Source organism: Streptomyces sp. NBC_01341 (assembly GCF_035946055.1).
GTDB lineage: Bacteria > Actinomycetota > Actinomycetes > Streptomycetales > Streptomycetaceae > Streptomyces.
Genome location: NZ_CP108364.1, coordinates 2,807,911 through 2,821,141 on the forward strand (window position 1 = coordinate 2,807,911; position 13,231 = coordinate 2,821,141).

A 13,231-nucleotide genomic window follows, 5' to 3' on the forward strand; every position below is an offset into this window, starting at 1 on the left:
CTGATACCGACATGGCACTCGACGAACTGAAGTCCGCCATACCGGACTTCGCCAAGGACCTGAAGCTGAACCTCGGTTCGGTCATCGGCAACAGCGACCTCCCGCAGCAGCAGCTGTGGGGCACCGTCCTGGCCTGCGCGATCGCCTCGCGTTCGCCGAAGGTGCTGCGCGAGCTGGAGCCGGAGGCGAAGGCGAACCTCTCCGCCGAGGCGTACACCGCGGCGAAGTCGGCGGCCGCGATCATGGCGATGAACAACGTCTTCTACCGCACCCGGCACCTGCTGTCGGACCCCGAGTACGGCAACCTCCGTGCCGGTCTGCGGATGAACGTCATCGGCAATCCGGGCGTGGAGAAGGTCGACTTCGAGCTGTGGTCGCTCGCCGTCTCCGCGATCAACGGCTGCGGCCAGTGCCTGGACTCGCACGAGCAGGTCCTGCGCAAGGCCGGCGTCGACCGTGAGACCATTCAGGAAGCCGTGAAGGTCGCCTCGGTGATCCAGGCGGTCGGCGTGACCCTCGATGCCGAGGCCGTGCTCGCCGAGTAGTACCCCCTGTACGAGAAGGGCCCCGTGGACGACCGACCGTCCCCGGGGCCCCTCTCATGTCTGCCGGCTCTTTCGCCGCCCCGTCACTTGGGCGGTTCGTCCGCGGAGTCCGGCCGTTCGCCCGGCTCCCGGGGCTCGTCGGCGGGCGCGGCGACGGGCGCCGGCGCCGGTGCGGCGGAGAGCGCCGTGGCTCCGTGCGGCCCGGGGCCGTGGACCCGGGACGCGTCCTGGCCGTACGAACCGTCCTGGCCGTACGAACGCAGATAGCCGACCACGGTGTTGGTCACCGCGACCAGCGGGACCGCGACGACGGCGCCGCCGATGCCCGCGATCATGCCGCCCGCCGCGACCGACAGGACGACGGCGAGGGGATGGACGCGTACCGCCCGGCCGAGGATGAAGGGCTGCAGGATGTGGCCCTCGATCTGCTGGACGGCGAGCACCACGATGAGCACCATCAGGGCGGTGAACACGCCCTGGGTCACGAGCGCCACGACCACGGCGAGGGCTCCCGAGACGACGGCGCCGACCAGCGGGATGAAGGCGAAGAGGAAGATGAAGACGGCGAGCGGGACGGCCATCGGCACGTCGAGGAAGTAGATGCCGAGTCCGATGAAGATCGCGTCGATCAGGGCGACGATCACCGTGCCTCGCACATAGGCGGTCAGCGTCCGCCAGGCGCGCGGTCCGGCGCCGGCGACGCCCGGCCGGGCCTGCGAGGGCACCAGCTTGAGCACCCACTGCCAGATGCGCTTCCCGTCGTAGAGCAGGAAGAGCGTCGAGAACATCGCCAGCAGCAGCCCGGTGAGGACCTCCACCATGACGGTGACGCCCTGGAGTCCGGCCGAGGTGATCTCCTCGGTGTTGGTGCCGATGGTGTCGCTGAGGTTCTTGGCGATGTCGTTGATCTGCGACTCGGTGACGTGGAACGGGCTGTCCAGGAGCCAGCGCTTCAGCTCGTCGATTCCGTCGCGCACCCGGTCGGACAGGTCGTCGAGGTTGTCCATCACCTGCCACACGACGAACCAGCCGACCAGCCCCATCACGATGAAGCCGAGCACGGCGGTCACCGCGGTGGCCAGTCCGCGCGGCAGCCCGACCCGCCTCAGCCGGACGACGGTCGGCTGGAGCAGCGCGGTCACCAGCAGGGCGGCGACGAAGGCCAGGACGACCAGCTGGATGGCACTGATGACGCGCATCAGCACCCAGAGCGTGCCCGCGAGGACGAGCAGCCGCCAGCCGGCTTCCGCGGCCACGCGCATCCCCCAGGGGATGGCGGCCACGGGCTCGGGCCTGGCGGCGACGGAAGGGGCGTACGCGGGCGGGCGCGGCACCTGCTCGGCGGCGACCGTGGAGAGCGTGGACGAGGAGCCGCCCACGGCGGCCTCGTCGGCACGGCGTTCGTCCTCGGCGCGGCGTTCTTCCAGGCGCGCCCCTATCTCGGTGAGTTCGGCGCCCAGCCGGCCGAGCCATCCCGGAAGTTTCGACATGGAATTCCCCTTTCCCCCGTTCAACCCCAGCACGCCCCCGGAGCTGTCCGGATCGACCGTACACGCGAGATGCCCCGCACCATGGGCCGGTGCGGGGCATCTCGAAGTCGTGCGTCGGAACCTCGTGGGGTTCTAGTACCAGTTGTTGGCCTGCCAGAAGGACCAGGCTCCGCACGGGCTGCCGTAGCGGCCGTCCATGTAGCTGAGGCCCCACTTGATCTGGGTGGCGGGGTTGGTCTGCCAGTCGGCGCCGGCCGAGGCCATCTTGGAGCCGGGCAGTGCCTGCACGAGACCGTACGCCCCGGAGGACGCGTTGGTCGCCCGGTAGTTCCAGGTCGACTCGTGGTTCACGATGTTGCTGAAGCACTGGAACTGGTCGGCGGGGATCATCTGCCGTGCCATCGCCTGGACTTCGGCCACCGTGTAGGAGCCCTGTGCCGAGAACGAGGAGGCGTCGCGGACGGAGGACCGGCTCGCACGCTCGGCCTCCTTCTCCTTGGCCTCGCGCTCCGCCTCCAGCTTGTCCTCGGCCGCCGCCTTCTTCGACTTGGCGTCCTTGGCGGCCTGGATGCGGGCCGTCTCCTCGGCGGACTTCTTCGCCGCCGCGTCCGCCGCCGACGCCTGGGCGTCGGCCTGCTGCGTCAGTGAAGCGGTCTGCACCTGGGCCTGCTGGCCCGCGGGGATGTCTGCGAGCAGCGTGGTGTCGGCTGCGGCCGCCTCGAAGTTGTTGTCGTCGACAGCGGGGGTGCTGCCCGACGCAACGCCCACGACGGCGCCTACGGTGGTTACGGCGGTGGCGGATGCCACGGCGAACCCCCGGACCGAAATCCGGCTCACACGGTGTCCTTCCAGCATCGCCCGCTTAGGTGACCTCGCGAGCGCAATCGTGCCCTTGACACTGGCCTCCCTACTGCATGGGTCACGGGAGGCACGGGCCCGGTGGGCGTCTTCCCGGGGGAAGGCGCCGCGTGGTGCTCGCGGGCGGCATACGGACGGCTTTTGTTGAGTTGTGTGGTGCGTGGCGCCTCTGGAGGTGCCCAAGTGCCGTATGCGGGGCCTGACGGAAGCAAGACTCTGCCGGACGGACACGGGGCGTTGCAATTCTGTGTTGCGTGTTAAAGGTCACACCTCGTTTGGAGCATGACTTTTTCGGAAATGACGGCGCAGCACAATGCCGCCCGGCTAAGCTCCTTGGCTCGCCGGGCGGCATCTATGGGGCGTTCAGGGTCAGATGTGCCCGTCCTCCAGCATTTCGGTCACCAGCGCGGCGATCGGCGAGCGCTCGGATCGGGTGAGCGTGACGTGGGCGAAGAGCGGGTGCCCCTTCAGCTTCTCGACGACGGCGACGACTCCGTCGTAGCGGCCGACCCTGAGGTTGTCCCGCTGCGCGACGTCGTGGGTGAGCACCACCCGCGAGTTCGCCCCGATGCGGGACAGGACGGTCAGCAGGACGTTCCGCTCCAGGGACTGCGCCTCGTCCACGATCACGAAGGCGTCGTGGAGCGAGCGTCCCCGGATGTGGGTGAGCGGCAGGATCTCCAGCATCCCGCGTCCCAGCACCTCTTCGATGACCTCGCGTCCGGCGACCGCCGACAGCGTGTCGAAGACGGCCTGCGCCCAGGGGCTCATCTTCTCGGCCTCACTGCCGGGGAGATAGCCGAGCTCCTGCCCGCCGACCGCGTACAGCGGCCGGAAGACCATCACCTTCTTGTGCTGCCGGCGCTCCAGCACGGCCTCCAGACCCGCGCAGAGTGCGAGGGCGGACTTGCCGGTGCCCGCCCTGCCGCCCATCGACACGATGCCGACGTCCGGATCGAGGAGCAGGTCGAGCGCGATGCGCTGCTCGGCGCTGCGGCCGTGGATCCCGAAGGCCTCACGGTCGCCGCGCACGAGGCGCACGTTGCCCTCGGCCGTGACCCTGCCGAGCGCCTTGCCGCGCTCGGACTGGAGGACCAGTCCGGTGTGCACGGGGTATTCGGCGGCCTCGGGGATGAACAGGGTCTCCTCCGTGAAGAGGAGGTCGACCTGCTCGGCGGCGAGGGCCAGCTCCGACATCCCGGTCCAGCCGGAGTCGGTGATGGCCAGTTCGGCGCGGTACTCCTCGGCGAGGAGACCGACCGAGGACGCCTTGATCCGGAGCGGCAGGTCCTTGGAGACGACGGTGACGTCGTACCCCTCGGCCTGCAGGTTGCGTGCGACCGCGAGGATCCGTGAGTCGTTGTCCCCCAACCGGTAGCCGGCGGGCAGTACGCCGGGATCGGAATGGTTGAGTTCGACACGGAGCGACCCGCCCAGATCCCCGAGCGGGATCGGGGCGTCCAGCCGGCCGTACCGGACGCGGAAGTCGTCCAGGAGGCGCAGGGCCTGCCGGGCGAAGTATCCGAGCTCGGGGTGGTGCCTTTTGGCCTCCAGCTCCGTGACCACGACGATCGGCAGCACGACTTCGTGCTCGTCGAACCGGGCCATGGCGTTGGGGTCGGCCAGCAGGACGCTGGTGTCGAGAACATAGGTGCGCCTGTCGGGCATGCGGCGCTTGATGCTGGTCACCACGGAAGGACGTACCCCCTCGGACGAGGTCGGGGAGTGCGACGGAGGTCGCGGAACTTCCCAAAGGGAGAGGACGGACCGGGTTCGGGCCCCGAGCGCGGGCCGAACTCCGGCCCTCCGCGTCGGCCGCGTGTCGTGCGGTCCTTCGTGTGCAAAGGGCCTCCCGGGCGAGCGGGCTGGGTGCCGCTCACTTGGATGCGACGTCCGCCTGGTTGGTGACCGGACATCGACCTGAGAGGGGTATTCCCTCGAACACGCGAAGCCATGCCCCCGCCTGCGACGAGGTGCGCCGGACCGGGTTCTGTGCCTTCCCCCCCGCCCGCCGGGCGGGCCGGGTCCCTCAGGACCCGTAGCGCCGGTGCCGTGCCGCGTAGTCGCGCAGGGCGCGCAGGAAGTCGACCTTGCGGAAGGCCGGCCAGAAAACTTCGCAGAAGTAGTACTCCGAATGGGCGCTCTGCCAGAGCATGAAGCCGGACAGCCGCTGCTCCCCGCTGGTGCGGATCACCAGGTCCGGGTCGGGCTGTCCGCGGGTGTAGAGGTGCTCGGAGATGAGGTCCGTGGAGACGACCTCGGCGAGCTCCTCGAAGGTCGTGCCCCTGGCGGAGTGCTCCAGGAGCAGTGAGCGCACGGCGTCCGCGATCTCCTGGCGTCCGCCGTAACCGACGGCGACGTTGACGATTATTCCCTGGACGCCGGAGGTGGCCTCCTCGGCCTCCTTGAGGACGGTCTGGGTCCTCGCGGGCAGCAGGTCGAGGGTGCCGACGTGGTGCAGACGCCAGCGGCCGTCCGCGGCCAGGTTGCGCACGGTGTTCTCGATGATGCCGAGCAGAGGGGTGAGCTCCGCCTCGGGCCGGTCGAAGTTGTCCGTGGAGAGCAGCCAGAGCGTGACGACCTCGACGTCGGTCTCGCTGCACCAGCCGAGGAGCTCGGAGATCTTGTCCGCTCCGGCCTGGTGTCCTTGCACGGCCGAGCCGCCGGACGCCTTCGCCCACCGCCGGTTGCCGTCGAGGATGACGCCGATGTGCTTGGGCACCTGGTCGTGGTCCAGGCGGCCTTCCACCCGGCGTGCGTAGAGCCCGTACACCAGGTCGCGCAAGTTCACTGAGTCCACCCTCTCGGTTTCCGTACGGGCGCGTGGCCCGCCCTCCCCCTCACCGGGGGTCCGGGGCCGCCCCCCGGGGGACCGCCGTGCTGTCCGCACAGCGCGCTTCCGCGCCGCGGATCGGCGGTTCCGAAGCGGCCACATTACTGCGGACGGGTCACGGGGGCCCAACCCGGTCTGTCACAACTCCGTGATAAGGAGTGAAACGTGACTGATTCCCTCTCCTACCTCGCCGACACCTCGCGCTACGACTCGATGGAGTACCGCCGCACCGGCCGCAGCGGGCTCAAGCTCCCCGCCGTCTCCCTCGGCCTCTGGCACAACTTCGGTGACGACCGCGCCCTCGGCACGCAGCGGGCGATCCTGCGCCGCGCCTTCGATCTCGGCGTGACGCACTTCGACCTGGCCAACAACTACGGCCCGCCGCCCGGCTCGGCGGAACTGAACTTCGGCAAGCTCTTCCGCCAGGACTTCGCCCCGTACAGGGACGAGCTCGTGATCTCCACCAAGGCCGGGTACGAGATGCACCCCGGCCCCTACGGCGAGTGGGGATCCCGCAAGTACCTGCTGTCCTCGCTCGACGCCTCGCTGGGGCGCATGGGCCTCGATCACGTCGACATCTTCTACTCGCACCGCTTCGACCCCCACACGCCGCTCGAGGAGACCATGGGGGCGCTCGCCTCCGCCGTGCACCGGGGCAAGGCGCTGTACGTGGGCGTGTCCTCCTACAACGCGGCACAGACCGCCGAGGCGGCCCGCATCCTCCGCGAGATGGGCGTGCCCGCCCTGATCCACCAGCCGTCCTACTCGATGATCAACCGCTGGGTGGAGGCCGACGGGCTCCTCGACACGCTGGAGGAGGCCGGCATGGGCTGCATCTCCTTCGCGCCACTCGCCCAGGGCCTGCTCACGGACAAGTACCTCTCGGGCATCCCCGAGGGCTCGCGCGCCAGCCAGGGCAAGTCCCTCGATCCCGGACTGCTGTCCGAGGAGATGGTGCGGCGGCTGCGCGGGCTGAACGAGATCGCGGGGCGCCGCGGGCAGTCACTGGCGCAGATGGCCCTGAACTGGGTCCTGCGTGACAGCCGGATGACGTCGGCCCTGATCGGGGCGTCGAGCGTGGGACAGCTGGAGCAGAACGTGGCCGCGCTCTCCGCGCCGGCGCTGACCGCCGCCGAGATCGAGGAGATCGACGCCTTCGCGGTGGACACGGCGAGCACCAACATCTGGGCCAACCGGCGCTGAGCCGGACGCCCCTGGCCCGGACTCCCGGGCCGGGGGCCGTCACCGGTCGCGCACGGGTCCCGTACGAGGGGCCACAGCCCCGGGCACAAAAAACGGGCCGGTCCGTGGGGGGGGATACGGACCGGCCCGAGGGGGGGTTTCCACCATAACCCTTCGTAAGTGATGCTGCGTGCCACGCCACTCGACAATTACTCTCCGGATTCACCGGACTGCGCTGCGGGCACACTTTCCGGCCGCTCCCCGGCTCGGTCCGCCCGGCCAACAGGACAGTTTCCGTCCTGTTGGGGTCCTACATTCACGTCATGACGACACGAGCCCGCACCACGACCGTGACCTGGTCCGAAGCGAACGCCCGGCGGCTTGACCGGCAGTTCCTGTCCGGCGTCGCCTCCGCCGCCACCGGTGGCGGGGACACGGTGGCGGGGGCGGTCGCCGCGATGCTCGGTGCGCACGCCCAGGTGCTGTCGGCCGCCGAACTCTCCGTCGGCCTCCGCACGCCCGGGGTGACACGCACGCATGTGCGTACGTCGCTGTGGAGCGACCGGACCCTCGTCAAGACGTTCGGCCCCCGCGGCACCGTGCACCTGCTGCCCGCCGCGGATCTGCCGATGTGGACGGGTGCCCTGTCGGCGGTTCCTGCGGGGACGAGCCCGTTCTCCAGGGACGCACGGATGACGCCGGATCAGGTGGAGGAGGTCCTGGCCGCCGTGTCCGACGCGCTGACCGGTGCCGAGCTCACGGTCGACGAGCTCTCCGCTGAGGTGATCGCCCGCACCGGCCCGTGGGCGGGCGACCCGGTGATGCCGGCGTTCCAGGGGATGTGGCCGCGCTGGCGCCAGGTGCTGCACCTGGCGGGGCACCGGGGCGCCCTCCGCTACGCCCCGAACCGCGGCCGGAAGGCCACCTACACCCGTCCCGGGGTCACTCCGCTGCCGGCCCCGGAGGCGACGGCGCTGCTCGCAGGGCGTTATCTGCACGCGTACGGTCCCGCGACCCCGGCCCACTTCGCCCGGTGGCTCGCCGCGCCGCGCGGCTGGGCGGCAGGGCTCTTCGAGGAGCTGGCCGGGGCGGGCGCGATCGAGCGGGTGGAGTTCGAGAACTGCGGTCCGGCCTGGGTGGCGACGGGCGACACGCTGTTCCCGTCGGCGCCGCCTCACGGCGTGCGGCTCCTCCCCTACTTCGACGCGTTCGCCATCGCCTCCCGGCCCCGGGAACGGCTCTGTCCGGGTGCGGCGTCCGGTCGGGCGCTGGCCGGCGGCCAGGCGGGCAACTTCCCGGTGCTGCTGGTCGACGGGACGGTCGCGGGGGTGTGGCATCAGCGGCGTTCGGGGAAGCGGATCGCGGTGACGGTGGAGCCGCTGTCCGCCGGCACCCTGGACGCCGCCCGCCTCCGGGAGCTGGAGGGCCAGGTGGAGCGGCTGGGCTCGGTCATGGAAGGCGTGGCGACGCTGACGGTGGGACAGGTGGACGTCGGCGGGCACGCGTAGGTCCGGGATCGGGCCCCAGTCAGGGGGCCGCGGCGCTCAGCGGCGTACGAAGCGGATCGACAGGGTGTCCCCGCCGTTGACGACGAAGTCGCCGTCCTCGCACCGGATGACGGCCTCGTGGACCTCGCCGTACCCGTCGCGTCGCTCCTGGGTGCCGATGACGGTCCACGCCCCGCCGTACGGGGGCGGTGGCAGCCGGCTCGGCGGTGCGAACTGCCACTGGCCCGCGGGTACGCACCAGTCGGGGAGGCCGGGCCAGGCGCCGGACGTGATGTTCAGCGTGCGGTCGGACGCACAGGTCAGCAGGACCGACTGCCCGCCGTCCAGGACGAACTCGACGGCTTCCGGTTCCCCGGCCCGGCCCTCCGGACGGTAGAACAGCCCGTGCACCGCGGTGATGCGCGCTCCCGTGAGCCAGTCGGCCTTCCCGTGGCGTGGCCGCCCCGACGGTGGGCTCAGCTCCTCGCCCGGCACTTCCCTTCCCACCGACATGACCCGCTCCTTCGTTGTGCGCTCAACCACCAGGGTCGCACTACTCATGGGTAAGACGGAGGGGGAGGGGCTGCCGTTGCTCCGCTGGAACCTGAAGTCGTGCTCACCCACGCACAGTTGCCGGACTTCCCGGTTTGCGCGCCTCGATCAGGAAGCGGGCGCTGTGCGCGACGAACGGCCCCTCGGCCTCGATCAGCCGGTGCAGGGAACGGAGTTGTGGCAGATAGGCGTCGACGGTGAAACCCGGCACCATCCAGATGACCTTGCGGAGGAAGTGGACGACGGCGCCGATGTCGTGGAACTCGATGCGCAGCCGCTCGGCGCGCAGGTCGGTCACCTCGAGCCCGGCGGCCTCGGCGGCCCTCCCCGCGTCCTGCGGGTCCCGGGCTCCGCGCTCCTCGGCGGTCAGGGGGCCGAGGAAGTACTCGACGAGTTCGAACACGCTCTCCCGGCCGACCTGCTGGGAGAAGTAGATGCCCCCCGGCGCCAGCACCCGGGCGATCTCCTCCCACCACGTGGTCACCGGATGCCTGCTGACGACCAGGTCGAAGGCGTCGTCACCGAAGGGCAGCGGCGGCTCGTCGGTGTCCGCGACGACGACGGCGCCGCGCGGGTGGAGCAGCGCGGTGGCACGGGCGATGTTGGGCGGCCAGGACTCGGTCGCCACCGTCAGGGGCGGGAGCACGGGCGCGGAGGCGAGAACCTCGCCTCCGCCGGTCTGGATGTCGAGCGCCGCGCGGGCGGCGCCCATCCGGTCCGCCATGGCGCGCGCGTAGCCCCACGAGGGGCGCTCCTCGGTGGCGCGCCCGTCGAACCACGAGAAGTCCCAGCCGTCCACGGAGGCGGCGGCGGCCTCGGCGACGAGGGCGTCGAAGCGGGCGTTGTCGGAGGAGGCGGGAGTCGCGGCTGATCCGGTCATACCCGGAATGGTGTCAGCCGCCCTTCTCCCCGCGCGAGTGGATATCACTGGCGTCCGCACGTCCGTACGCCCGGTGACCATCAGGAAGCGAGGCCTCCGAACAGCAGCCCGAGCAGCGCTCCGGCGATCATGAACGGGCCGAAGGGGATGCCCGTCCTGCGGCCCGCCCGGCGCAGCAGCATCAGCCCCGCACCGTAGAGGGCACCGAAGAGGAACCCCGCGAAGCCGCCCACGCACAGGACCGCCCAGCCGTACCAGCCGAGGCCCACGCCCAGCGCGAGGGCGAGCTTCACGTCGCCGAAGCCCATGCCGTTCGGGTTGATCAGGAACAGCACGAAGTAGAAGCCGCCGAGAGCCGCCCCGCCGAGCAGGGCCGAGATCCAGGAGCCGCTGTGCTGCGGGAGCAGGGCGGCGCCCCCCAGGAGCAGGGCCGCGGCGCCCGCCAGGGGCAGCGTCAGGGGGTCGGGCAGCCGGTGGACCCGGCGGTCGATGACGGCCAGCAGCACCGCGACCGGCGCGAGCAGCAGCCATACGACGGCCTCCGGCCGGGTGCCGGTCGCGGCGGCGAGGGCCGCACAGGCCAGCGCGGTGACGACGGGGGCGGCGACGCCGGGGGCGTAGCGCGGGGGCGCGGCCGTCCGGGGGCCGCGGCGGAGCCGCCGGGGACCGAGGGGACGGTCACGGCGCAGGCGGCGCACCGCGCCGCGCCCAGCCAGCCGCGTGCCGGGCCGGTGAGCGCGTGCCCGGCCGGGCACGTGTCGCGCCAGGGCTCCTCGGGTTCGACCGAGAAGCGGTACGCGGCGCGCGGGAGCAGCAGTCCGGCGGCGGCGCCCCAGAGCGCGGCGACCGCAATCAGTGTGGCGTCCACACGGCCGACCCTAATCCGGCCCGCACGGCCGGGTCTTGGGCCCTGGGACCCACTGCGCGGCGTTCCGGACCCACCCGGTGCGCCGGGGGGCTACGGTCGGTGCCCATGGGGACATGGCGTGACGGCGGCGGGACACTGACGGTCGGTACGGACACCGGGGTGCGGGAGGTTCCGCTGCGGATAGCGGCCTCGTACCGGGCGCGGGCGCGGGGGCTCCTCGGTGTGGACGGCATCGACGGAGCGCTGCTGATCACCCCGTGCGGGAGCGTCCACACCTTCCGGATGCGCTTCACCATCGACGTGGCCTACCTGGACCGGGAGTTCAATGTGCTCGCGGTACGCACGATGAGGCCCGGACGGCTCGGCCTGCCCCGGCTCCGCGCCCGGCACGTGGTCGAGTCCGAAGCGGGGGCGATGGATGCCTGGGGCCTGCGGCCGGGCACACGCGTGCGGGTCTGCGCGGCTGCTACGGAAGTTTCGCCGCCTGCGCCGTGACGAGCGCGGCCGGGACCTCCGGTGCCGTGTCCGTGAGGAAGCCGGCCGCGTAGAAGGTGACCACCGTCGACCCGGTCCGCACGAGGTGGAAGACGAGCGGGATCCTGGCGCCCTCCAGGCTGCCCGTCACCTGGTAGGCGAAGGACTCCTGGCCGGCCTTCGGGGCGGGCAGTGCGCTGACGCCCGTGTAGGTGGACGGGCCGTCCTCGCTCGTCGTACGGAATCCGTCCGCGCAGGCCCGCGCCGCCTCACGGACGGAGCGCAGCAGTTCCTCGGCGCCGCCCTCCCGGTGCGAGGTGAGGATCTCGGTGACGACGGTCCGGTCGTCCTTGCCCTCCTCCCTCGTGTCCATCGCCGTACGGAAGACGGTGGCGGCCGGGGCCGGTTCGGGCGAGCCGTTGATGATCGCGGCGATCGGCCGGCATGCCTCGTCCTCGGACTTCTCGGTGCCGCGTTCGTCGGCTCCCTCCAGGGGAGCGATCTCGTGGCCCGGCAGTTCGCCCGTGGCGAGGGCCACCTTCGCGAGCTCGGCCTCGGTGAGGGTCCTGCCGTCGCTGGTGGGCACGGGCACGGGGTCCGCTTCCGGGCTCGCGTCGGCGGTGGGTGCCGCCGAGGGCGCGGCCTTGCCGCCGGCCCCCTTGTCGCCGCCCTCGTCCGGACCGCAGCCGGCGGCCGCCAGGCAGAGGACGAGCGTGCCCGCCGCCACGACCGTGGTTCGTACCTTCATCGCTCACCGCTCCCGACCCGCCGTGCACCGGATCAGCACGCTAACAACCGGGACGCCCCGGCGCGTGGGCCCGTGGACCCACGTCAGGGCGGCCCGGGCCCCAGCAGCGTCCACGCCCCGTAGGCGGCCGAGCCGACGGCCAGCGCGGCCAGGACGGCCCCCGTGCGTACCGTCGGGCGCAGCCGGGCCAGCGCCGCTGCGGGGGGCAGGAGCAGGGGGAAGGCGGGCATCATCAGGCGCGGCCGGGAACCGAAGTAGCCGGAGCCGATGAGCGAGATGACGACGACCGCGATGCCGTACACCAGCACGGGCAGCGGCTGCCGCTGTCGCACGCACAGGAACACCAGACACCCCAGCAGTCCCAGCGCGGCGCAGAGCCCGAGCGCGGCGGGCAGCGGCAGGCCGGCGATGAAGCCGGCCAGCGCACGGCCGCCGTCGATGCTGTTGCCCCACTGCGCCTGCACATCGAAGTACGCGAAGGGACTGCCCTCCCGTACGGCGACGAACACCACGTAGGCCAGCCAGCCGAGCGGTGCGAGGCAGACTCCGGACAGCAGGCGCGCGTTGCGGCGCAGCAGGCCCTCCCGGCCGCCCGCCCGGTACTCCTTGACGAGGCCGGCGGCCCCTGCCACGGCGAGCGCGGCGATGAGCGCCGCGGCGGAGGGCCGGGTCAGCCCCGCCAGGACACAGAGGGCCCCGGCACCGATCCAGCGGCCCCTGAGGGCGGCGTACAAAGACCATGCGGCGAGCGCGGTGAACAAGGTCTCCGTGTACGCCATCGACTGCACGAACGCCGTCGGGTACGCGCCCCACAGCGCGACCAGCACCAGCCCGGCGCGCCGCCCGTACAGGCGGGCGCCGACGGCGTGGATCCCCCAGGCGGCGACGAACCCGGCCGACCAGGCGACGACGATCCCCGCGCCCTGGACGGTGAGCGGCGTCACGGAGGCGAGCGCCCGCTCCAGGGCGGGCAGCAGCGGGAAGAAGGCCAGGTCCGGATGGACTCCGCCGTCGGGGAGGGTGGCCGTGTAGCCGTAACCGTGCTCCGCGACGCGCTGGTACCAGACGGAGTCCCAGCGGCCGCCGAGCAGATGCCAGGCATCCTTCCCGGCGGCGGAGGCCGACACCCAGAACACGAGGAGCCCGACGGCGCGGACCGCCGCGTAGGCGCCCAGCGCGGGGGCGGCGGCCGTGAGCAGAGCAGCGGCGCGCTCCCGGGTGGCGCGGGTGTCGGGCGCCGCCGGGCGGGGGCGCGTCTGCTGATCGGGCATGCGGCCGATTATGGGCCCGCCCCCGGAGGGGCCGGCACGCCGG

Annotated in this window: 12 protein-coding genes and 1 pseudogene; 4 read left to right on the forward strand and 9 right to left on the reverse strand. The window is 71.9% G+C overall.

Translation table 11 applies throughout. From position 1 onward, the window contains the following. Positions 1–11 precede the first annotated feature (11 nt). On the forward strand, positions 12–545 hold the full coding sequence (locus OG206_RS11995) for an alkyl hydroperoxide reductase (RefSeq protein ID WP_327115158.1): 534 nt from the start codon (positions 12–14) through the stop codon (positions 543–545). A gap of 83 nt (positions 546–628) precedes the next feature. On the opposite strand, the gene OG206_RS12000 is transcribed toward OG206_RS11995, so the two are convergent. The 4 genes from OG206_RS12000 to OG206_RS12015 form a co-directional block, all read right to left on the reverse strand. Next, on the reverse strand, positions 629–2,035 hold the full coding sequence (locus OG206_RS12000; protein ID WP_327115160.1) for an AI-2E family transporter: 1,407 nt from the start codon (positions 2,033–2,035) through the stop codon (positions 629–631). A gap of 132 nt (positions 2,036–2,167) precedes the next feature. Then, the gene (locus OG206_RS12005; RefSeq protein ID WP_327115162.1) at positions 2,168–2,872 is read right to left on the reverse strand and encodes a lytic transglycosylase domain-containing protein; all 705 of its coding nucleotides are present in this window, start codon (positions 2,870–2,872) and stop codon (positions 2,168–2,170) included. A gap of 390 nt (positions 2,873–3,262) precedes the next feature. Next, positions 3,263–4,585 carry a PhoH family protein gene (locus tag OG206_RS12010; protein WP_327115164.1) on the reverse strand — a complete coding sequence of 441 codons (1,323 nt, stop codon included), beginning with the start codon at positions 4,583–4,585 and terminating at the stop codon, positions 3,263–3,265. 337 nt (positions 4,586–4,922) lie between these two features. Continuing rightward, positions 4,923–5,684: an isoprenyl transferase gene (locus tag OG206_RS12015; RefSeq protein WP_327115166.1), complete on the reverse strand. Its 762-nt coding sequence runs from the start codon at positions 5,682–5,684 to the stop codon at positions 4,923–4,925. Between the two features lie 207 nt (positions 5,685–5,891). Between OG206_RS12015 and mgrA the strand changes: the two genes are divergently transcribed. Then, positions 5,892–6,929 carry an L-glyceraldehyde 3-phosphate reductase gene (gene mgrA / locus OG206_RS12020; protein WP_327115168.1) on the forward strand — a complete coding sequence of 346 codons (1,038 nt, stop codon included), beginning with the start codon at positions 5,892–5,894 and terminating at the stop codon, positions 6,927–6,929. Between the two features lie 302 nt (positions 6,930–7,231). Beyond that, the gene (locus OG206_RS12025) at positions 7,232–8,416 is read left to right on the forward strand and encodes a winged helix DNA-binding domain-containing protein (protein WP_327115170.1); all 1,185 of its coding nucleotides are present in this window, start codon (positions 7,232–7,234) and stop codon (positions 8,414–8,416) included. Between the two features lie 36 nt (positions 8,417–8,452). Here OG206_RS12025 and OG206_RS12030 read toward each other — a convergent pair whose 3' ends face one another. The 3 genes and pseudogenes from OG206_RS12030 to OG206_RS12040 all read right to left on the reverse strand — a co-directional run bounded on the left by OG206_RS12030 (position 8,453) and on the right by OG206_RS12040 (position 10,695). Continuing rightward, positions 8,453–8,908 carry a hypothetical protein gene (locus OG206_RS12030; protein ID WP_327115172.1) on the reverse strand — a complete coding sequence of 152 codons (456 nt, stop codon included), beginning with the start codon at positions 8,906–8,908 and terminating at the stop codon, positions 8,453–8,455. 103 nt (positions 8,909–9,011) lie between these two features. Further along, complete coding sequence (locus tag OG206_RS12035; protein ID WP_327115175.1) at positions 9,012–9,827, reverse strand: class I SAM-dependent methyltransferase; 816 nt, start codon at positions 9,825–9,827, stop codon at positions 9,012–9,014. A gap of 80 nt (positions 9,828–9,907) precedes the next feature. Continuing rightward, positions 9,908–10,695: pseudogene (locus tag OG206_RS12040) on the reverse strand (prepilin peptidase). 105 nt (positions 10,696–10,800) lie between these two features. On the opposite strand from OG206_RS12040, the gene OG206_RS12045 reads away from it, so the two are divergent. Continuing rightward, the gene (locus OG206_RS12045; protein ID WP_327115177.1) at positions 10,801–11,190 is read left to right on the forward strand and encodes a DUF192 domain-containing protein; all 390 of its coding nucleotides are present in this window, start codon (positions 10,801–10,803) and stop codon (positions 11,188–11,190) included. Here OG206_RS12045 and OG206_RS12050 read toward each other — a convergent pair. Both OG206_RS12050 and OG206_RS12055 read right to left on the reverse strand, forming a co-directional pair. Further along, positions 11,162–11,917: a hypothetical protein gene (locus OG206_RS12050; RefSeq protein ID WP_327115179.1), complete on the reverse strand. Its 756-nt coding sequence runs from the start codon at positions 11,915–11,917 to the stop codon at positions 11,162–11,164. The genes OG206_RS12045 and OG206_RS12050 overlap by 29 nt on opposite strands. Positions 11,918–12,000: 83 nt before the next feature. Further along, positions 12,001–13,188, reverse strand: a complete 1,188-nt coding sequence (locus tag OG206_RS12055; protein WP_327115181.1) for a hypothetical protein — start codon at positions 13,186–13,188, stop codon at positions 12,001–12,003. Positions 13,189–13,231 lie beyond the last annotated feature (43 nt).